Origin of the sequence: Streptomyces shinuiensis, from assembly GCF_043660855.1 — a bacterium.
In the GTDB taxonomy this organism is placed as follows: domain Bacteria; phylum Actinomycetota; class Actinomycetes; order Streptomycetales; family Streptomycetaceae; genus Streptomyces.
The window spans coordinates 14,727-32,856 of the sequence record NZ_JBIHML010000003.1 but is presented as its reverse complement, the minus strand read 5'-3'; the positions used below and the strand labels follow the sequence as shown (position 1 = coordinate 32,856).

Here is an 18,130-nt window from a genome sequence, read left to right as displayed (position 1 = left end):
GGGGGTTATAGCCGCAGTTCAGGCGGTTGGTCCGGCTTGCGCTTTGCGTGATGATCTTACGTATGGTCTCCAGCTGTGATCACAGGGTGATTTTCTTTGGGCTGGCATGCGTGAGCGGCCCGGAAAATCGCTTAGGTGGGTTGTGAGGCCCCCTCAGTGGGCCTCCGGCACCGGCCTGTTGGGGTCGGTGCCGCCCTCAACGGCGAGGAAACGATGATCATGATGGTTGACGGTGCCGGGCGTGTCCCGGCCGCAGGCGGCGTCCCGGCGGGCGGAGGGAGGTCCTGATGGTGGCCGACGATCTCTCCCCGGGCACGGGCCAGACAGGTCTCGGCCGGCCGGTGCACACCCCGGTGAACCTTCCGCTGGACATACAGGCGTTCTACCTGGGTCACCAGGAGCTCTACCACGACTACGCCGAGGCCCAGCTCGGCGACCGCGCCGCGGCCGAGGATGCCGTCCACGACGCTTTCTGCGAGATCAGGGCCAGCTGGGAGGAGCTGCTGCGGGAGGGCAACCTCGAGCAGCGGGCCTGGGCGGTGGTGCGGCGGATCGTCGCGGGTCGGCTGGAGGCCGAGGACCGGCCGCCGGCATTCGTCCTCAACGGGCCCGTCGCCCGGGCGCTGCGCGCTGCGCAGGACCAGTTCAAGGTGATGCACAGCAGCCGGGGTTTGTATGAGGCGATCGCCGAGCTGCCGCCGCGTCAGTTCGACGTGATTGTCCTGCGGTACGTGCTGGGCTACCCCACCCAGCGCATCGCCTGGTTCATGGGGCTGGGCGAGCGGACGGTGGACTACCACGGCCGCCGGGCCAAGGAGCACCTGCGGGTACGGCTGGGCCTGCCCGCGCAGACCGCACGCAGGAAGAAGGAGGAGGGGCGATGACCGGTATCGACGAGTTGCTGGCCGACGCGAGAGTGCCGACGTCCTCAAGCTCTTTCGACGTGGCGGCCGGGCTGCGGCGGCTGGCCGCCGACCGGGCCGGGGCCGGCAGCGGCCGGGAGCTGGCGCAGGCGGAGCGGGCGCGGCAGAAGCTCGCGGTGGTCACCCGGTGGGCGCTGGCCCGCCCCGATGCCGCCGACCGTCTGGAGCGCCTGGTCGACGACCCCGCCCGCAGCCGGGAGGCGGCCGCCGAGCAGCTGGATGTGGAGGGCGCCCTCGTCTTCGCGTGCCTGCTGCACCTGACCGGGCACGCCGAGTCCGCCCAGTTCTGGTGGCAGCTGGCCGCCGGGGCCGGGCACCGCACCGCCGCCTACTGCCTCCACCTGCACCACCTGGAACTCGGCGAGGTGCGCGAGGCACGGCACTGGCTGGCCCAGGCCACCAGCGCCCCGACCGAACCCGACGCGACCACCGCACCGCCGGTGGACGGCTTCTTCGAACTGCTGGACGTCTTCGCCCGCTACGTGCGCACCCACGGCTCGGCCGCGTACGTGCCCACCGAGGCGCTGGAGGCCGAGGTCGACCGGCTCGCTGCGCGCTCCCCCAGTGGCTGCGGCATCGTCACCCGCCCGGACCGGCGGCTGGCCCGCCAGCTGGCCGATCTGGCCGACCGGCGCTGAACAGCACCCTTAAGCAGGCGTCAGGGAGCCCCGCGGTAGGCGGCCGGAACCGGTCGGCAGGCCATATCCCAGCCCGGGCAGGGCTCCCTTCGACGCACCCCCTCCGCAGAAGGAAAGGACGCTCTGCCATGCAGGACAGGCCCGCCCCCGGTGCGCCGGGCAAGAAGCACACCCTTTCCCCCGCCCGCTCCCTCGCCCTGTGATGCTCCGCGGGGCCTGCTACGGCGCCGGAACCGCCGCCGCCGGCCCGATCGGGTTTTGGCTCCAGTACCGCCTGTGACACCCCCCAGCCCGGTCGGCAGTGAAGGTCGGGCGTCACCGACGACGCCCCGGCCGGCGACCGGGGGCCGGGCGTGGGCAGGCCCCGTGTGGGGGTGCGGGGCCTGCCCAAGGGCGCGCTCCTGTCACCGGCCAAGATCCGAGGGCTCTACGCCTTAGCACGCCATGACGACCATATGACCGGCTGCCGCTTGATGGGTATAGGCGGGTCCGCGCGTCGGCGCGTATGGCCCGGGTGGCCGGTGCCCCGGGCCCATGCCGCTCCGGTGTCCGCGCTGCACTACCGGGCGGCCGGTTCGACAGCAGTGGCGTCGATGGTGTTCCAGAAGCCTGCCCGGACCGCGATGCGGTGATCGTTGCCGGTCTCCGCTCTCTGGTCGTCGAGCAGACCGAAGCGGGCGGCGTAGCGCAGCAACTCGCCGTCCAGTGCGCGGGGGATGCGCGGCCGGATCTGCCGGAGAGCGGCGAGGATCTGCGGAATCTGGCTGGCGGGCAGGCGCTCGGCCCAGCGGCGGCCGAAGACGGTGCCGACCTCGTGCGGCAGGCCGGTCACATTGGTGAGTCATCCTCGCGGCCGCGTCACTGCCGCTCGCGGCCGGCGAGGTGTTGGACTACTGGCCGGACCCGCTCGCCAGCAAGCCGCCGCTCGGACACTGCATGCTGCTGACCGATATGCCCCTTGCCCGGGCAGTCGGACATGGCGGGCTCCACAAGAGGGAGGATTACGCCTATATTGCTGGCATTTGCGCCCGCTGGGCGGGAGAATTGCTGCCTGACGTCGTGTACCACCGAAGGGTGCACTCCGAGCAGTGGACTGCCGAGGACTCGTACCGTGATCAGGCCGAATTCGACGCTCGAACGCATGCATGGTTGAAGGGGCACGCAGAGCGGCAGTTGCTGGCTGAGCGCGCGGTGTCACAAGCCACCTGAAGCGACTCTCGGCTCGCAGTTCTCGTTGCTCTCGGCGGGCGCTTCACTCTCGTCGATGTGGTGTTCGGGATCCCGTCCGATGCTCATCGGGCGGGGCGGCTAGGTTATCGACATGGCTGCCTCTTCCTCGCCCAGATCGTCGTTCCGGACCGCCGAATACTGGACAGCGCTGGAGGCCATCGCGGATGACCTGATCAACCACGCCGTGGACGACGCCGCGCGCCGTTCCTGGGATGCGCCTGCCACCCTCCAGAGGCTCTCGGGCCGAGGATTCGGCCCCGTGAGCCTCTTCGACCTGTGCGCCTTGCTGGTCCTGGCAGCGCCTCGGCCAGCCGTAGAGCCTGCCTTCTCCGCGGCCGGTGCTCCGGGCGTTGCGCCTCACGTCGCCCCGCCGCCGGGCACCGCCCCGATCACTGAACTCAAGAGGGGCCCTGTGACGGTGACGGCCCATCCGACAGACCGCCACGTCCAGCACCTGCAGGAACTCGAAGGCGCCGTGGCTGAAGCCCGGTTGGTCGACCCGAAACACCCCAAGGCGCGCGACGCTACCCGCCGCGCGCTCATGGCCAGAGGCCGGACGGTCCAGGATGCCACCGCGGTCTACGGGATTGTCTGCGAACTGTTCCTTCCTGTAGTCACCTGAGCCCCGAAGGCGCGGTCTGTGCCCCGGGTTGGCCAGACGCCCCGCCACACGCTCTGGGCCGGGACGGTATCCGTTGAGAAGCACCTGCCTCCCGCACCGGACCGGCCAAAGCGGCGCTGCCCCACTGTGAAGATTTTTCATCTTGATCAGTTGGCGAGTTCGAGGGCGACGACGGCTCGGACGATGGCGGTGATCCGGGTGGTGCTGCAGCGGAGCTTCCGCAGGAGCCGCCAACCCTTGAGGACCGCCATGGCGCGTTCGCCGATGCTGCGGATCTTGGCATGGTCCCGGTTGTGACGCCGGTGCCAGCCGCGCAGGTTCCTGCCCCGAAACGGGACGCGGATGGCGGGGCTCGCACCCTGGTACGCCGTGTCGGCCCAGCACTTGATGTTGTCGGCGGCCAAAGCGGCCGGGATGTCGTGGGTCCGGGCCGCGGTCAGCTCGTGCGTGGATCCCGGCAGTGCGTCCGACGCCCAGATCAGGCGACCGGCCGGGTCGGCGAGAACCTGCACGTTCATGCCGTGGTGCTTCTTCTTGCCCGAGTAGTACGGGCGGTCGGCGGCGATGCGGTCGGTCAGCAGGAGCGTGCCGTCGAGGATCACGTAGGCCTTCCTGCGGACCGTGTCCATGGCCTGCTCCAGTGTCGGTGCGAGCGAGGCCAGGAGATCGACGGTCTCGCGTATGTAGCGGTAGGCCGTGGCGATCCCGATGCGGAAACCCGCCGCCAGGCGGGCGTTGGGGGTGCCCCCGGCCGGAGGCTGGGGGAGTGTCACCGCAGCGCAGGTGCGCGAGGACGAGCAGGGCCTGCCGGCCAGGTGAGGCGGCGCCAGCGGGAGCCGATCCGACGCCGGTGCCCCGCGAGCAGACCGGCGAGACGCTGCAGGGTGCGCCTGGACAGATCGATGGCAGACGGGTAGACAAGCACGAGAGCTCCTGGCGGACTGGTGATCTTGGTCGTGAACCCGTCTACCAGGAGCTTTCTTCATGCCCGCCACCGGGGTCACCGGTCCAACCACTCGTCAGGTTGGAAGAGGCTCCTTTTGTCGGAGAGCGAGCGCGCCCGTACGGCTGGCTTGGTTGGCGACGGCCGGCGCAACCCGGGTCGAGGACGATGCTGGGTGGTGCCGGGAACGCGGATGGGGTTATGCGGCCTTGGGATTAGTTGGTCCGCTGCTGCTCACGCCGGGTGGCCCGGCCTTGATGATCTTCTTGCGGTAAGCGGGATCGGTGCCCCAGACGGTGCGCGACTTGGCCTGGTGGTAGCCGTTGGTGCACTCGCCGAGCCACGAGCGCCCGATCCGCTCGATGCCGCGTGCCCAGGCGTCATGCCACAGGTAGGGGCCGGCTGCCGCGTCCTCCTCGTTACCGAAGGCCGACTCCCAGCCGGTCCACAGCGCGGTCAGTTCGGCCACCACAGCGCCGTGCTCCCACCAGCAGGCGTGCGGAAGCTGCTCGGTGGTCAATTCGTAGGTGTCGGCCATGCGGATTACCCAGGCGGTGAACTCACCCCACAGCTCGGCACGTTCTTCCTCCTTGACTTTGTGCCACACGACGGGCGCACCGCGGACGCGGGCGCTGTCATTGCTGCCGTCCTCACCGGAGGCGCCCTGCTTCGCCCCGCCCCGTACTGCGCCGGCGTCCTCAAGCCGGGCCAGGCGTGCGGCGAAGCCAGTGAGCTCGCCGTTGATGGACTCCAGCGCGTCGAAGAGCGGGCCGAGTGGATCAGGCACGTGACACCGCCTTTCGTATCCGGCGGCTCCGCGCCGCGCGCACGGTCGCGGCGGCGGGCGAAGAGCGCGCCAGCCGCGGTGACCGGGGGATGGGCTGGGCCCGGAACACTGCGTCTTCAAGTCGGGTCAGGCGTGCGGCGAAGCCGGTGAGCTCGCCGTTGATGGACTCCAGTGAGTCGAAGAGCGGGCCCAGCGGGTCGCTGCCCTGGCGGACAGGCGGCGTGGCAGCATCCAAGACCTTCTCCTCGAGGCGCTGCAGGCGCTTGAACACCACACGATGCTCGTTGTTGAAGGCATCTAGCGCATTGAGGACAGCATCGAAGAACTCATCGGCCTCATTGGAGCGGCGCGGTTGGTCGGGGCCCGGGGTTGAACATGCCTCCAGGCGGGCGACGCGTCGCGCGAGGTTGGACAACCTGCCGCGCACGGACTGCAGGACGGCCAGGGACCACTCAGTTGCTGGCGACATGGCTGTTCACCTTCTTTAGGGCTTCCTTGGTGGCTTCGCTGATCTCCTTGGCCCGCGGGCCTTCGTGGATTCGCTCGAACTTGACCCGTGTGACGGGCGTTCGCCGATGCACGACCAGCCCTTCGCGCTCCTTGATCTGCCGGATGTCGCCGGGCTCGAGTACCGCCCGGCGCCGGGTGGAGATGCTGATGGAGGCGCGGTCTCCGTCATCACTGATGGACTCGGTGTCCTCTTCGAACTCGCCAGCGAGCTGGGAGTACGTCTTGAGCTCCTGCTCGTCCGAGACACCACCCAAGATGACCTTGATAGTGGCGGCCGCGAACATCTTTCTGACGCCCAACTCACCCCACCTCTCGTGCGCCTGGGCGAGGTTCTGCAACACGGAGACCATGAAGATGTTCTGCGAGCCGGAGACCGACATCAGGCTCGGGATCTGCGGCAGCGGAGCCACGTTGGCCAACTCGTCGCCGAGTAGTGCAAACGGAGGGTCCAGGCGGCCGTTGGGCATCCGGGCCGCGATGACCTTGGCTGTGTCGAGGATGGCCCGTGAGAACGCCGCCAGGATGGGCGCGAGCGAGCTTCCCTCATCCTCCTCGCCGATGAGGAAGACGGTGCCGCCCTCGGTGAGCCACCTCGTGATGGAGAAGTTGTTCTCGTCGCGGGCCGACTTGCCGAAGATGGCGGCAACCTTCTGGTCGTACAGGGCGAGGATGGACTGCTCGGCGGTGCGCCAGCTCGCCGACCGTTCCTCGGGCGCCGCGGCGTGCTGGGCGGCCAGGGCCCGGGCGAGGTTCTCCTGGCCGTGGGCGGCCAGGATGTCCACCGGCTGCCGCTCGGTGGGAGCGGTGGCCCAGCGCAGGATGTCCATGCCGCTCAGCCCGTCGAGCGCGGCCGCGTGCAGCCAGCACGTCATCAGCATCTGGGCGTTCATGACGAAGTAGCCGCCGTTTTTGGTGCCTTCGTCCGACTTCGCGGTGCCGGTGAGGGTCTCAGCGCGCTTGCGGGCGACGGTGAAGTCCTCACAGCCGTCCGTGATGGCCCACTGCAGTTGCAGCGGCCAGTTGGACAGGCCCGTCGGGTCGAGCACCATGACCGGTCCGTACTTCTCGCGGCTCTTGGCCGTCGCGTACAGGACGTCGGTCTTGGAGGATGTGGCGAGCACACTGCCGGGGAAGTCGAGGATCCACGGCATGATCAGCTGACTCGTCTTGCCCTCTCGGGGAGGGGCCACGATCAGGACGGTTTCCTCGAATGGGATGTACAGCTTCACGCCGGTCGGGATCGCGGTGCCGCAGAACACGGCGACTTCGCTCACCGGCACGTCGGTCACCCGCGGCGGTGCGCTGGAGCGCCACGGCAACGCCTTGGACGGTGCGGCTGCCTTGTCGAGGGAGGGCCGCGGGGTGGCCAGGCTCGGGCGCAGGGCTCCGAGCCTGGACAGGGCCTTGGCCTCGCCCATGGCCTCCTGCAACTGGGCGGTCGTGGCCAGGCCGTCGGTGCCCTCGTCCCGCGTTGTGCGCCAGCGTCGCCATCCGGCGCGGGCTCCCCAGCAGGTGCTGGCCGCCGCGGCGAGTAGCGGCGGGTAGAACGCGAACGGACCGCCCACGCCGGATCCGGCCGGGTAGGCGTCCTGCGGATGCAGGGGGTTGGTGACCAGTGCGGGGATGGCGGCCGCGGTTTCGTTCCACGACACCATCGCGGGTGAGGCGTGCGCGAGGAGGCCGGAGAGGATTGCGGCCACCCACGCCCAGAGGGTGAGAGCAACTGCGGTGATGCACAGGGCGATCCACCAGGCGTCCTTGTAGACGTGCAGACGGTTGCCCGAGTGCGGTGTAACAACTTTGGCCACTACCGAGCACCCCCACTGGTGGATATCGAGGCGGGGACGGCCGCGTGGCTACGGCGCGCCGCTGCCCTGCGGGGGCGGGCGGAGGGCGAAGCGGACAGGGCCGGGGTGTGCCGGCCCGGTGCGCGGGCGGTGAGGTTCCAGAGGGTCATCAGGCGGCGCTCTTTCGCATCGAGATGAGCGGTGCTGCGGGCGCCTGGCTCCCGGAGGCGGATGTCCGTAGGCCGCTGAGTTCGTTCAGGGCTGGGGTGGCGGGACTGGGCTGCAGGCCAGGTGGCATGGGCTGCCCGTCCGAGGCGGGCGAGTTTGAGGATTCGTCGGAAATCCTGAAACTCTGCCAGTAATCTCGACTCAGTCGTTGTCTCGCTGAACTGAGTGGCCCATGGCACTGGCAGTCATCCGGAACATCTCCTCGACTCGCGCGCTGCGGACGCAGCGCGACGTCGAGGACTTCGAGCAAGAGATCGTTGATCAGTTCGCGCTGTCCATGGCCGCGGCCAACCTGACCGACAGCCACATCAGCAACGCACGGGCGGCCATCTTCGAGTTCGCACGCGACCTCAGGGGCCCGCTGTGGACTGCGTCGTGCGACGACGCCGACCGCTTCCTGACCGGTCAGCGGCTGGAGGGCCGGGCTCACAGCACGCGAGCGGGTAAGGCCGGCATGCTTGCCCACTTCTACGACTTCGTGATCAGCCGCTATCAGGGCGACATCCACGCCTTGACCGGCTGCGTGGTCCAGCAGCCGATCGACGAGTACAACCGCCCCAGCAGTCCGGTCTTCGCGAACCTGCGGATTCCGCCCTCCGACGCGGAGGTCGAGCAGCTCTTCGGGCAGTGGCGGACGTCGGTAGCCGAGGCCCGCAAGTACCTGCCGGCCGCCAGGAACTACTTCGCTGCCTCGCTGTGGCGGCGTCTGGGGCTGCGGATCAACGAGGCACGCATGCTCGACATCCGCGACTGGCGCCCTGACCTGGGAACCTTCGGCAAGCTCCATGTCCGCCACGGCAAGGGCAGCCGTGGCCGCGGGCCCAAGCCCCGGCTGGTCCCGGCGATCAACGGAGCCGACCGCCTGATCGACTGGTGGCTCACCGACGTCCGCCACCAGTTCGGGCCCGACTGGTCCTACCCTGACGCCCCGCTGCTGCCCAGCGAACGTCGTGACGAGCTCACCGGCAATTGCATGCGGATCCACCACAGTTCCCTGCGGGCCGGCCTGGCCGGCGCGACCGAGCTGTGGCTGCCCGGTTGGGCGGGAAGGCTCACGCCCCATGTCCTGCGGCACTACTGTGCCTCCTCTTTGTACGGGGAAGGGATGGATCTCAAGGCTCTGCAAGAACTCCTCGGTCACGAGTGGTTGTCGACGACGACGCGTTACATCCACGTCCATAGCGAGCACGTCGAGAGAGCGTGGAAGAGTGCAAACGAGCGGCTCGAAGCGCGTCTGGGAGAGGTGTGAAACCGTGCAGTGGAACCTGCGGCTGAAGGCCGCCGAGCGTGGTATCTGGAAGTCCACCGAGATGCGTCGGCTCCTGGCAGAGGCCGGGCTGGAGATCAGCGCGGGCAAGATGTCGGCGCTGTGGACCGGAACACCGACCTCGATCCGGCTGGACGACCTGGACGTGATCTGCGCGGTCCTGGACTGCGAGCCGACCGCGCTGCTGATCCGCGAACCGGAGAAGGTCGCGGCCCGCCGACCGCCGCAGCAGGACACCGCCGCAGCCTCCGACGCGGGCCCGGTCGTCGCCCCGCGGTTCGGCCGTCCGCGCTCGCAGCCGCCGCTATGAGCACACCGCCGCCCCCGAAGTGCTCGGTGTGCCAGGCCAACCGCGTCGCCTGGAGCAAGCCGCGGATGGACTTCTGCTACAGCTGCTTGCCCGGCGGACCGATCACACCGCCGCCGTGCCGGGCCTGCAACAGCCCGGACTACTTCAGCCAGGGGCTGTGCACCCGCTGCCACCCTGGAGCCCCGCTCCACGTCGGCGCCTGCCGAGGCTGTCTGGCCTGGGGCGTGTACCGCTCCCACAGCTGGCGCTGCTGGAGCTGCCGCTGGTGGTTCACCCACTACCCCGTCGACGTCTGCGAGTTCTGCGGTCGCGAGAGCCGGATCAACGGCCAGGGCGCGTGCCGACTGTGCTGGGAGAATGCCCGCCTGCACCAGCAACCCGGCCGGGCCCCCAACCTGGAGACCTCCAACCAGCACGGGCAGCAGCTCTTCTTCGCCAACCTCCAGTACGACAAGACCGGAACCGCCCGACGGCGAGCCGCCCGTGCTCGCCAAATGCACCAGCAGCGGCCACCGGCACTTCCCCGGAACATCACCGACGCCCGCCAGTTGCTGCTGTTCCGTATGCCTCCCGGCCACGGCGCCATCAAGGACCGTGCACTGACCAGCGACTCGCAACTGCTGCGCTACTGCGAGCCCGTCCTGCGCGAGCATGCCGAGCGACACGCGTGGACACGGCGCCAGACCAACAGCGTCGCCCACACGCTCAAACTGCTGGACGCCCTGCAGGACTGGCCAGGCGCGAAGATCCTCGCCAGCGACGTCGCCGCCAGCCTCCGATACGGCGGCACCCAGACCTCGACACTGGAGATCCTCGCTGCGGCCGGCCTCCTGGTAGACGACCGCACCACCGCCGTCGAACAGTACTTCGCGAAGAAGACCACCGGCCTGCCCGACGAGATGACAGGGCAACTGAGGCTGTGGTTCGACGTCATGCTCACCGGCAGCGCCACCGCACCACGGCGGCGTCCCCGTCATGAGCAGACCATCCACCTCCACATCCAGGGCATGGCCCCGATCTGGCGCCGATGGGCCGATCAGGGACACACTTCCCTCGCCGAGATCAGCAGGAAGGACTTCGTCGAGGCCCTCCCTGCCGAAGGTGCCAGCCGCCTCTTCGCCGACCAGGGCTTGCGCTCGGTCTTCACCGTCCTCAAGTCCCGCAAGAAGGTCTTCACCAACCCCACCAGAGGCGTCCCCGCTGCCCGGACCAACACCACCGTCCCCGTGCCTCTCGACACAGCGAAGATCCGCGACGCGCTCAACTCGCCCGACCCTGCTGTGGCCCTGGCTGTCGCGTTGGTCGCCTTCCACGGACTGACCGGCCCGCAGCTCGCAGCCATCCAGCTCACGGACATCAGCGACGGCAAGCTCACTCTCGACGAGAAGGCCATTCCGCTCGCTGGGCCGGTCCGCAGCCGTCTGACCGCTTATCTCGACCACCGGGCACGGAGCTGGCCCAGTACCCTCAACCCCCACCTCTTCGTCAACCGCAAAACGGCCCCACGCATGACACCGACCAGCAAGCTCTACGCCTGGCGGAACCTCGGCGTGACGCCCCAGGCGCTGAGAGAGGACCGCATCCTGCAGGAGATCTTCGCGACCGGCGGCGACGTACGCCGCATCTGCGACTTCTTCGGCATCGGCATCGACGCGGCCATGCGCTACACCCTGGCCCTCGCGAAAGCCGACCCCGAAACCGACCCCGAGCGGTAGCCGACGGGAACTCAGGACCTCACCTAGACTCATCACTGCACCTCACGGAGGCGGAGAGGCAGCAAAGGGGCTTCAGTTTTCGTGAACTCGGCGCTTTTCTCGGTCATCTTGCGGTTGGTATTGGTCAGCTCCGACTCGGTTGCGCTGCGGATGTGCTCCACCAGATGCATCCGGTTGCCCACCTGCCACACGGCTCGTCCCGGGGAGCAGCGACTCGCGCCGTCGACCAGCGCCTCGCGCGCCCAGTCGGGCAGTTGCAGGTAGTCCGCCGTGATATCGGCCTCGGCCTTGTCCATGTGGTACAGCACCCGGGTGGCGGTCAATTTCAAGATCGCCGCGGCCTCGGGTGCCTCGTCAACCATCAGGTCGCCGAGGTGGTGCAGGATTGCCCAGAAGGAGAGGCCGAGCCGCCGCCCGTACCGGACGAACTCCTCGAAGAGCCTGGCCACGGGCCGGTGGGACAGGATGTGCCACGCCTCTTCGACGATCAAGGTGCGCTTGATGCTGTCGCCGGGCTTGATCCACGCGTAGCGTAGCCACGGGCCGATCACGCTCATCAGCAGCGGCATGGCCTCGCCCTCACGCGGTAGGCGTGTGAGGTCGAAGACGATGAGCCGCGCGTCCAGGTCGATCCCGGGCGTGGTGGGACCGTTGAACAACCCCGCCAGATCCCGGGTGGGGCTGCACAGTTGGTCCATCGCGAGCGAGGCGGGCTGGCCCCACTCGACCATGTCCTCGACGCCGACCTGGCGTCGGCCGAGCATGGCCGGCTCGGGGTTGGTCAGCGCGTCGTGGATGTCGGACAGGACCGCGACCCGGTCCTCGGCCGCGGCCCGCACCTGCGCGGCCGCGTGGGCGACCGATAGAGAGAACTCGCTCTCCCTGCTCAGCGGCCCGCCGATGATCTCCACCATCGAGCAGAGGATCTTGAACTGGTACTGGGAGGGAATCCGCGGGTCGAGCGGGTTGAGCCGCACCCCCTCGCCGTCCTCACCGCCGTACACCAGGCGGATCGGGGTGACGCCGAGGGCGCGGGCGATGCTGTCCCACTCACCCACCCCGTCCTCACCCTGCGCGTCCAGGATGCAGAACGAACGGTCGCGGAAGCGCAACTGCCTCAGTACGTAGCACTTTTCCAGCGAGGACTTGCCGAACCCGGACTTGCCGAGCACGAGGGCGTGACCGCTGGGGAGGCGTTCGCGGGCGGAGGGGTCGTAGAGGATGAACGGGTCGTAGATGTAGGCCTTACCGGAGTAGATCTCCCGGCCGATGATCACGCCTCGGGGGTCCGAGGAGGGGGCGCCGACCGCTGGGTAGAGGCCGGATGCGGTGGCGGTGGTGGTGCGCAGGGCGCGCCGTCTGGTCTGGGACTGGCGGCGTACGAGCTCGAGCATGGCGTCGCCTCAGTCCTTCAGCAGTCCGGTGACCATGGGCAGGGTGTTGGCGAAGGCGCGGTACTGCTCGGAGTCGCACCACTCCAGCGCCAGCTGGCTCTTGACCGCGGCCGCCCGCACCGTGTTGCGGTGCTGCACGAGCAGCTCAGGGTCGGGCGCGGTGACGGTGACCCATCCGGTCAGCCGCACGCCGGCCGCGCCGTTGGCGAGGTCGTGCATGGTGGAGGCGGACGCCCCGAGCTCCCGCTCCTCGCGCGGGTCGATGATCTTCCCGGGGTGGTTGTCGGCTTGCCCCGCCTCGTTGGTGACGTCCGCCATGGCATCCTCGAGGGCCTTGTCGGCGGGCAGCAGCCGCATTGTCACCCCGACCGTCAGGATCACGTCGGAGACGTAGAGCAGCAGCGGGGCCATGAAGTTGACGCCCACCGGCAGCACCGGGAACTGCTTGATCCAGGCCGTGGCGGTATACCAGGGATCGGCACCTTCCCAGCTGCGGGCCGCCATGCGGGTGGGCTCCCGCGCGTCCATCTCGGCCGGCCAGCAGGACGCGCGGTCCATGCCCCGGGTGTCGTTGATCCAGTGGTCGGGCGCGTAGGCGTGGTGGATCAGAGACGCGAGAGCGGGCTCGTCGAGGTTGCGCACCCAGCGCAGCTGCGCACCGCCCAGCCCGCGGATGAACTGCTCGATCTCCTTGCCGAGCACCTCGCCGTAGCCGTCGTGCAGAGTCTGGTAGGTCAGGGCCTCTGCGGACAGCTCCTGGGCATAGGGGATGCCCAGGACCAGGAACAACCTGCGGTCCTCGGCGTAGATGGAGACCATGTCGACCAACTGGTCGTAGGAGTCGCTCAGCCAGGACGGCGCCGACGGATCCCGCCGTGCGGCGGCATCGTGTGCGTGCGCGTTGGGGTCGGTGGGCAGCAGCCGCGCCAGCCACTGCACGTACTCGATCCGCCCGCCTGACTCCGCGGTCTCCTTGAGCAGGTACTCGTAGGCGGAGATCAGCGCTTCCTTGTCCGCGCCGTCCAGGCCGCCGAAGTTCTTGGCGCCCTCGACCTCGATGCACGCCACGAACATGGACTCGGTGGGCTGGAGCAGGACGGCGATGTCTCCGTAGGCGGTCTTCGCCGTGATCCACTCCAGGGACGCCGGGACGCCCACCGGCTGTTCCACCGGTACCGGGGTGCCGTCCCGACGGCGGCCCGCGAGCGGGGCGGTGGACTTGTACAGGAGCCTGCCGTCGCACAGCAGCCGCCGGTGGGTGCGGCGGATCTCGTACCAGCGCAGGAAGGTCCGCCCCCTGTAGGGGACCATCGTGACGTAGATGCACGTCCCGGCCGCGCCGAGGCATCCGAGGATCTTCAGAGGTATCCCGGGCAGGCCGACCAGCAGTCCGACAGCCAGAACGATGCCGCCGAGCAGGACCAACTGCTCGTCCATGTCGAAGCGACGCCCCAGCAGACCGCGCGGCCGCGGTCGGGGGAAGCTGAAGACGCGGTCCATCGCGACTCCTTACTCAAAGCGTGATGGGAGAGGGGAGGGCTGCCGCTAGCTCGCGGGCGGCGGCGGGGGAGCGGGTGCCGGAGGCGGGGGCGCCTGGCCAGCCGGCCGGGGCGGTGGAGGCGGAGTAGCACCCCCGGGCCGGGACCCCGGTGCACTCGACCGCGGAGGCGGCGCGGGAGCCGGACGCCGGGCACCACCTGGGGCACCGCCACCGGAGCCGCCGCGGCTGCCGCCGCGCGGGCTGCTCCCACCACCGCCGGGGCCGCCGCTCTGCTGGCCGCCACCTTGCTGGCCGCCACCGCCACCGTCGCCGGATGCGTTGTTGGCGCCGTCCTTCGCGGCCTGCACGGCCTGGTCGCGGACCTGGTCGCTGGCTTCCTTGACGGCCATCGCCGCGGCGGCAGGTGGCGCGGCCTTGCTCGCCGCTCCTGCGGCACCGCCTCCACCGCCGGCCGAGGGCTTGGACGCGGCCTGTGTCTGCAGCTCGTTCTGCTTCTGCTTCCCCTGCTGATGCGCGGCCTTTGCCCGCTGGCCCGCCTCGTCTTTGACCTGGGACATGGCCTGCATCTCGTCACCGACGATGGGCAGCCACTTCGAGATCTGGAAGGGTATGAAAAGGGCGATGAAGAGTAGGGCAATGAAGGTGATGCAGGAGCCGATGGCCTGCGGCAAGGTCATGTTGTGGCTGGGGTCGGCGACGCCGTCCAGGAGGGCGCCGGCCAGAGCGAGAGCGAGGTAGATGCCCAGCTTGCTCGCGATGACCCCGCCCATGACCCCGACCCATTTGCGGGTGTGGCCCCACAGGTCCTTGTCGACCAGGCCGGAGAAGACGATCGGGCCGAAGACCAGCCCGAGGAGGATGAGGGCGTCGCGGACGACCAGCATGACCCACAGGCCGAACACCGCAAACAGGATCGCCAGACCGATCGGAATGGCGATGACCACTCCGAATCCGGGCACCAGAACGGAAATGGAGGCCAGAGAAGAAAAGATGACCAGTCCACCGGAGAATACTTCGGCGATGTAGTCGCCGAGAATCTCCTCAGCCGCACTGTCGATGAAATCGACTGCGGTCATCACCATGGCCGGCATGAATCCCGCCACGGCCACGGACATCAGCAGATAGCCGACGTTCTCCATAGCGGCCTGCGCGACAGGCACGCCCCGGACCACCCGCTTCACCACCGAGATCAGCCACTGGACCATCGTGAAGACGACCGCGAGGGCAAAGACGAGACCGTAGAGGCGAATGAATCCGGGGTTCCCCCAGTCGATTTCCGTCACGACTAGTCCCCCTTACCCTTCTTGGCCTTGCCCTTCTTGGGTTCGTTCGGATTCTTGCCGGTGAGTTCTTCACCGAAGGCGCCGAACATGCTCTTGGTTCCGGAACGCAACTTCTGTTCCAGGTAGCCGAGCGGGTCACTTGCGAAGTCGACGGCCTCGCTCACACCCTCCACAACGGAATCGGCCCCCGACTTGTCGTAGATCCACTTGGCGCCCTCCTCCGCCTTCTTGCAGGCGGTCTTTCCGCCCGGCAGATTGCACGGATTGATCCAGCCGGGAATCTTAACGTCCGCGTGAGCCTGGGGGGCTGCTGGCCCGGCCACCACAATGGAGGCAGCGAACACGGCTGCGGCGATCCCCTGCGCCATGCGTCGCCGAACGAGATCAGCCTGCATAGCGCGGTGCCTCGAATTCCTTGTTGGCCAGGCGCATCTCATCGGTGGACGACGCCGACTGGTCGGGCGAGACCAGCGGAGTGGGGCCCTCGGCCTGGTCGATCGTGGCGACCTTCCAGTCGCCGTCCTCCCACTGCAAGATCAGCGTGTAGGTCGAGTACGTGCCGGAGACTGGCATCTTCGACTTGTCAGTGGGCACCCCGACGACTTCGCTCATCCAGACCCGGACCGTCGCCGCGTCGTCGGAGTAGGAGCGCACGCTCGTACCGAGCGAAGCAGCCCGCATGACCATGTCCGGCGCCGACTGCTCGGTGACGCCGAGTGCCGCCATCAGACCCTTGACCGACTGGTCGTCCTGCGCCTGCTGAGTGGCCACCGCCGAGGATGTCATGATCGTCTTCAGCACCTGATGACGCAGCGCCTGGTCGGTGAAGTACCCCGGCGCGGACCGGGCGACCTGGTAGTTGACCGCGGCCGCCACGGCGCCGTCCTTGGTGCGCGGATACCCCACCGGGACACCGGCCTTGACGGTCTTCGCCTTAGCGCCGGGCCCGCTGCCGCCTGCCTGGGACGTGGGCGTGGAGTCGGCGGGTGTCTCGGGAGCGGCCTTGTCGTCCGTGCCTCCGCTGCCGCCGAACAAGGTCAGCGCAATCCCGAGCGCCAGCACGGCACCGAAGATGATCGAGCCGACCTTGAGCCTGCGCCAGGGGGATGCCTCTCCGGCGCCGGGAGTTTCCGACGCCTTTGCCGTCAGGTTCCGCGTTCCGGTCTGCTTCTGGTTCCCGGCCATTAGATTCCAAACCCGTAGACGATGCCGAAGAGCGTCGACATGGAGGCGACTGCGAAAAGACCGAGAAGGGAACTGGCGACCATCGTCTGCCCCTTCTTCGTCTCCATCGTGTTGTGTTGCTGATTTCCGACACGAATGTGTACGGCGCCGACGATGGCGCTTCCGAGCAGGAAGAGAACGGCGCCGGCCATGACCACGCCGACGATGATCTTCGCTTTGGTTCCGATGGCGCCGAATACGGCCCAGTCGGGCTTAATCCCGTCCGTGATGCCACCTATGCCGCCCTCGGCAGCGAGCTGCATCACCTGCTGTGTTACCTGCACGAATCCCTCCCAGGCCGCGAAGCCTGCCCCAGTCCGCGAAGGACCTGGGCAACTGGTCGACGACAGAGCGGAATGCGAACCGTGCATCGAATAATCTCCAGCCGAATATGGGGAGGCGGCTAAAACGCCTCCCCAGCAGATGCGTTGACGCATCGGCGATTCAATGCCTTAGAATTCGGTGCAAGTTGTCGATTCCCTGCTGCCTTCACTCGGCGCAGACGCTAGCCGCGCAAAACGCGGCTATGTAGAGGCGCATTCGCAGCCCTGGGACGTCCGGCTAAACGGGCTCACCCCATGGCACGGGAATTGCGGTTTCCGTCCCTCGTGGCGGGATGCGCATCGACGACTGGGGATCGAAACATGAGCACAGCCACACGCATCGCCGGGGGCGGGATCGCGGCGATGTTCGCTGGGGTCCTCTGCCTGCCGCTGATGCTGGGCGCCGGCGGATCGGACGACGGACCGGCATGGGAGGACTCCTGCACATCCGGCGACGGCGCCGCCATGCAGGCGGCCAGTAAGGAGCAGGAGATACCGGCCGCAGAGCCCGGGGAGCAAGTCACGGTGCCCCTGAACCCTCAGGGCAAGCAGCAGAGCGTCAACTGGACGGAGGAGCAGAAGCGCAACGCCAGCGTGATCACCAACGTCGCACGCAGCCGCAACCTGCCGCCCCGCGCGGCGGTCATCGGCGTCGCCACCGCGATCCAGGAGTCGATGCTCAAGAACATCCGCTACGGAGACCGCGACTCCCAGGGCCTCTTTCAACAGCGCCCCTCACAAGGATGGGGCACGGTCGCCCAGGTCACCGACCCCATCTACGCGTCCAACTCCTTCTTCGAACGCCTGGCCAAGGTCGACAAGTGGCAGGTCAAACCGCTCACCCAGGCCGCTCAGAACGTCCAGCGGTCCGGCTTCCCGGACGCGTACGCGAAATGGGAGAAGGCCGCCGGTGAACTCGTCGTCAAGAGCTGGGGCAAGAAGGCCGTGCTCTCCACCACCTCCGGATGTGACGCGGTCGAGAACGCCGCCAACGCCACCGGCGCCAAGGGGAAGGACGGATGGGCATTGCCCGTGGAGAACTCCCGCGTCACCACCCCGTACAAGGCTGGCGGCGGCATGTGGGCCTCCGGCAGCCATACCGGCATCGACTTCCCCGTCGCCACCGGCACCCGCGTCCAGGCCGTCGGCACCGGCACGGTCGTCGAGGCAGGATGGGGCGGCGCGTACGGCAACAACGTCGTCATCAAGATGAGCGACGGCAAGTACACGCACTACGCCCACCTCTCGAAGATCACCGTGAGCAAGGGGCAAACCGTCAAGGCCCGACAGCAGATCGGCCTCTCCGGCTCCACCGGCAACTCGTCCGGACCGCACCTGCACTTCGAAGCCCGCACCGGACCCGCGTACGGATCCGACATCAACCCCAGTGCCTATCTCCGCAGCCACGGACTCTCGCTCTGACCTACCCCTGGAGGAGGAGTGCC

18 protein-coding genes and 1 pseudogene are annotated in these 18,130 nt (G+C 68.5%); 8 read left to right on the top strand and 11 right to left on the bottom strand.

The window, feature by feature from the left end; genetic code table 11:
• The first annotated feature begins 287 nt into the window (after positions 1 to 287).
• A complete protein-coding gene (locus tag ACGRHY_RS27590) occupies positions 288 to 884 on the top strand; it encodes a sigma-70 family RNA polymerase sigma factor (RefSeq protein WP_394638372.1) in 597 nt (198 codons plus the stop codon).
• The gene (locus tag ACGRHY_RS27585; RefSeq protein WP_394638371.1) at positions 881 to 1,561 is read left to right on the top strand and encodes a hypothetical protein; all 681 of its coding nucleotides are present in this window, start codon (positions 881 to 883) and stop codon (positions 1,559 to 1,561) included. Before ACGRHY_RS27590 ends, ACGRHY_RS27585 begins: the two co-directional genes overlap by 4 nt.
• 559 nt (positions 1,562 to 2,120) lie before the next feature.
• Here ACGRHY_RS27585 and ACGRHY_RS27580 read toward each other — a convergent pair.
• Complete coding sequence (locus ACGRHY_RS27580) at positions 2,121 to 2,393, bottom strand: hypothetical protein (protein ID WP_394638370.1); 273 nt, start codon at positions 2,391 to 2,393, stop codon at positions 2,121 to 2,123.
• A gap of 53 nt (positions 2,394 to 2,446) precedes the next feature.
• Here ACGRHY_RS27580 and ACGRHY_RS27575 point away from each other — a divergent pair, with 53 nt between their 5' ends.
• Both ACGRHY_RS27575 and ACGRHY_RS27570 read left to right on the top strand, forming a co-directional pair.
• On the top strand, positions 2,447 to 2,770 hold the full coding sequence (locus ACGRHY_RS27575; protein WP_394638369.1) for a hypothetical protein: 324 nt from the start codon (positions 2,447 to 2,449) through the stop codon (positions 2,768 to 2,770).
• Between the two features lie 112 nt (positions 2,771 to 2,882).
• Positions 2,883 to 3,413: a hypothetical protein gene (locus tag ACGRHY_RS27570; RefSeq protein ID WP_394638368.1), complete on the top strand. Its 531-nt coding sequence runs from the start codon at positions 2,883 to 2,885 to the stop codon at positions 3,411 to 3,413.
• A gap of 146 nt (positions 3,414 to 3,559) precedes the next feature.
• On the opposite strand, the pseudogene ACGRHY_RS27565 reads toward ACGRHY_RS27570, so the two are convergent.
• From ACGRHY_RS27565 to ACGRHY_RS27550, 4 genes and pseudogenes are all read right to left on the bottom strand, one after another.
• Positions 3,560 to 4,338 (bottom strand): annotated as a pseudogene (locus ACGRHY_RS27565) (transposase family protein).
• A gap of 217 nt (positions 4,339 to 4,555) precedes the next feature.
• Entirely contained in the window at positions 4,556 to 5,143 is a 588-nt protein-coding gene (locus ACGRHY_RS27560) for a hypothetical protein (RefSeq protein ID WP_394638367.1), read from the bottom strand.
• Positions 5,136 to 5,612: a hypothetical protein gene (locus ACGRHY_RS27555; RefSeq protein WP_394638366.1), complete on the bottom strand. Its 477-nt coding sequence runs from the start codon at positions 5,610 to 5,612 to the stop codon at positions 5,136 to 5,138. Before ACGRHY_RS27555 ends, ACGRHY_RS27560 begins: the two co-directional genes overlap by 8 nt.
• Entirely contained in the window at positions 5,596 to 7,461 is a 1,866-nt protein-coding gene (locus ACGRHY_RS27550; protein WP_394638365.1) for a type IV secretory system conjugative DNA transfer family protein, read from the bottom strand. The genes ACGRHY_RS27555 and ACGRHY_RS27550 overlap by 17 nt, the downstream gene beginning before the upstream one ends.
• 379 nt (positions 7,462 to 7,840) lie before the next feature.
• Here ACGRHY_RS27550 and ACGRHY_RS27545 point away from each other — a divergent pair, with 379 nt between their 5' ends.
• The 3 genes from ACGRHY_RS27545 to ACGRHY_RS27535 are packed head-to-tail and all read left to right on the top strand — an operon-like array spanning position 7,841 to position 10,960.
• Positions 7,841 to 8,917: a tyrosine-type recombinase/integrase gene (locus ACGRHY_RS27545; protein ID WP_394638364.1), complete on the top strand. Its 1,077-nt coding sequence runs from the start codon at positions 7,841 to 7,843 to the stop codon at positions 8,915 to 8,917.
• 4 nt (positions 8,918 to 8,921) lie between these two features.
• Complete coding sequence (locus tag ACGRHY_RS27540; protein ID WP_383934654.1) at positions 8,922 to 9,245, top strand: helix-turn-helix domain-containing protein; 324 nt, start codon at positions 8,922 to 8,924, stop codon at positions 9,243 to 9,245.
• A complete protein-coding gene (locus tag ACGRHY_RS27535; protein ID WP_394638363.1) occupies positions 9,242 to 10,960 on the top strand; it encodes a site-specific integrase in 1,719 nt (572 codons plus the stop codon). The genes ACGRHY_RS27540 and ACGRHY_RS27535 overlap by 4 nt, the downstream gene beginning before the upstream one ends.
• Before the next feature lie 32 nt (positions 10,961 to 10,992).
• On the opposite strand, the gene ACGRHY_RS27530 is transcribed toward ACGRHY_RS27535, so the two are convergent.
• The 6 genes from ACGRHY_RS27530 to ACGRHY_RS27505 are packed head-to-tail and all read right to left on the bottom strand — an operon-like array spanning position 10,993 to position 16,646.
• The gene (locus ACGRHY_RS27530) at positions 10,993 to 12,354 is read right to left on the bottom strand and encodes an ATP/GTP-binding protein (protein ID WP_394638362.1); all 1,362 of its coding nucleotides are present in this window, start codon (positions 12,352 to 12,354) and stop codon (positions 10,993 to 10,995) included.
• Between the two features lie 9 nt (positions 12,355 to 12,363).
• The gene (locus tag ACGRHY_RS27525; RefSeq protein ID WP_394638361.1) at positions 12,364 to 13,854 is read right to left on the bottom strand and encodes an SCO6880 family protein; all 1,491 of its coding nucleotides are present in this window, start codon (positions 13,852 to 13,854) and stop codon (positions 12,364 to 12,366) included.
• Positions 13,855 to 13,899: 45 nt separating this feature from the next.
• Complete coding sequence (locus ACGRHY_RS27520; RefSeq protein WP_394638360.1) at positions 13,900 to 15,138, bottom strand: hypothetical protein; 1,239 nt, start codon at positions 15,136 to 15,138, stop codon at positions 13,900 to 13,902.
• Between the two features lie 2 nt (positions 15,139 to 15,140).
• The gene (locus ACGRHY_RS27515) at positions 15,141 to 15,533 is read right to left on the bottom strand and encodes a hypothetical protein (protein ID WP_394638359.1); all 393 of its coding nucleotides are present in this window, start codon (positions 15,531 to 15,533) and stop codon (positions 15,141 to 15,143) included.
• On the bottom strand, positions 15,523 to 16,323 hold the full coding sequence (locus ACGRHY_RS27510; RefSeq protein ID WP_394638358.1) for a DUF8175 domain-containg protein: 801 nt from the start codon (positions 16,321 to 16,323) through the stop codon (positions 15,523 to 15,525). The genes ACGRHY_RS27515 and ACGRHY_RS27510 overlap by 11 nt, the downstream gene beginning before the upstream one ends.
• Complete coding sequence (locus tag ACGRHY_RS27505; RefSeq protein WP_394638357.1) at positions 16,323 to 16,646, bottom strand: DUF8827 family protein; 324 nt, start codon at positions 16,644 to 16,646, stop codon at positions 16,323 to 16,325. The genes ACGRHY_RS27510 and ACGRHY_RS27505 overlap by 1 nt, the downstream gene beginning before the upstream one ends.
• A 360-nt stretch (positions 16,647 to 17,006) precedes the next feature.
• Here ACGRHY_RS27505 and ACGRHY_RS27500 point away from each other — a divergent pair, with 360 nt between their 5' ends.
• Positions 17,007 to 18,107 carry a M23 family metallopeptidase gene (locus ACGRHY_RS27500; RefSeq protein ID WP_394638356.1) on the top strand — a complete coding sequence of 367 codons (1,101 nt, stop codon included), beginning with the start codon at positions 17,007 to 17,009 and terminating at the stop codon, positions 18,105 to 18,107.
• Positions 18,108 to 18,130: the final 23 nt, after the last annotated feature.

What these genes read in the sequence shown, in the direction of transcription:
- ACGRHY_RS27515 (WP_394638359.1), bottom strand. Translation starts at nt 15,533, where the DNA reads ATGCAGGCTGATCTCGTTCGGCGACGCATGGCGCAGGGGATCGCCGCA.
- ACGRHY_RS27585 (WP_394638371.1), top strand. Translation starts at nt 881, where the DNA reads ATGACCGGTATCGACGAGTTGCTGGCCGACGCGAGAGTGCCGACGTCC.
- ACGRHY_RS27570 (WP_394638368.1), top strand. Translation starts at nt 2,883, where the DNA reads ATGGCTGCCTCTTCCTCGCCCAGATCGTCGTTCCGGACCGCCGAATAC.
- ACGRHY_RS27590 (WP_394638372.1), top strand. Translation starts at nt 288, where the DNA reads ATGGTGGCCGACGATCTCTCCCCGGGCACGGGCCAGACAGGTCTCGGC.
- ACGRHY_RS27525 (WP_394638361.1), bottom strand. Translation starts at nt 13,854, where the DNA reads ATGGACCGCGTCTTCAGCTTCCCCCGACCGCGGCCGCGCGGTCTGCTG.
- ACGRHY_RS27535 (WP_394638363.1), top strand. Translation starts at nt 9,242, where the DNA reads ATGAGCACACCGCCGCCCCCGAAGTGCTCGGTGTGCCAGGCCAACCGC.
- ACGRHY_RS27500 (WP_394638356.1), top strand. Translation starts at nt 17,007, where the DNA reads ATGAGCACAGCCACACGCATCGCCGGGGGCGGGATCGCGGCGATGTTC.
- ACGRHY_RS27555 (WP_394638366.1), bottom strand. Translation starts at nt 5,612, where the DNA reads ATGTCGCCAGCAACTGAGTGGTCCCTGGCCGTCCTGCAGTCCGTGCGC.
- ACGRHY_RS27510 (WP_394638358.1), bottom strand. Translation starts at nt 16,323, where the DNA reads ATGGCCGGGAACCAGAAGCAGACCGGAACGCGGAACCTGACGGCAAAG.
- ACGRHY_RS27545 (WP_394638364.1), top strand. Translation starts at nt 7,841, where the DNA reads ATGGCACTGGCAGTCATCCGGAACATCTCCTCGACTCGCGCGCTGCGG.
- ACGRHY_RS27530 (WP_394638362.1), bottom strand. Translation starts at nt 12,354, where the DNA reads ATGCTCGAGCTCGTACGCCGCCAGTCCCAGACCAGACGGCGCGCCCTG.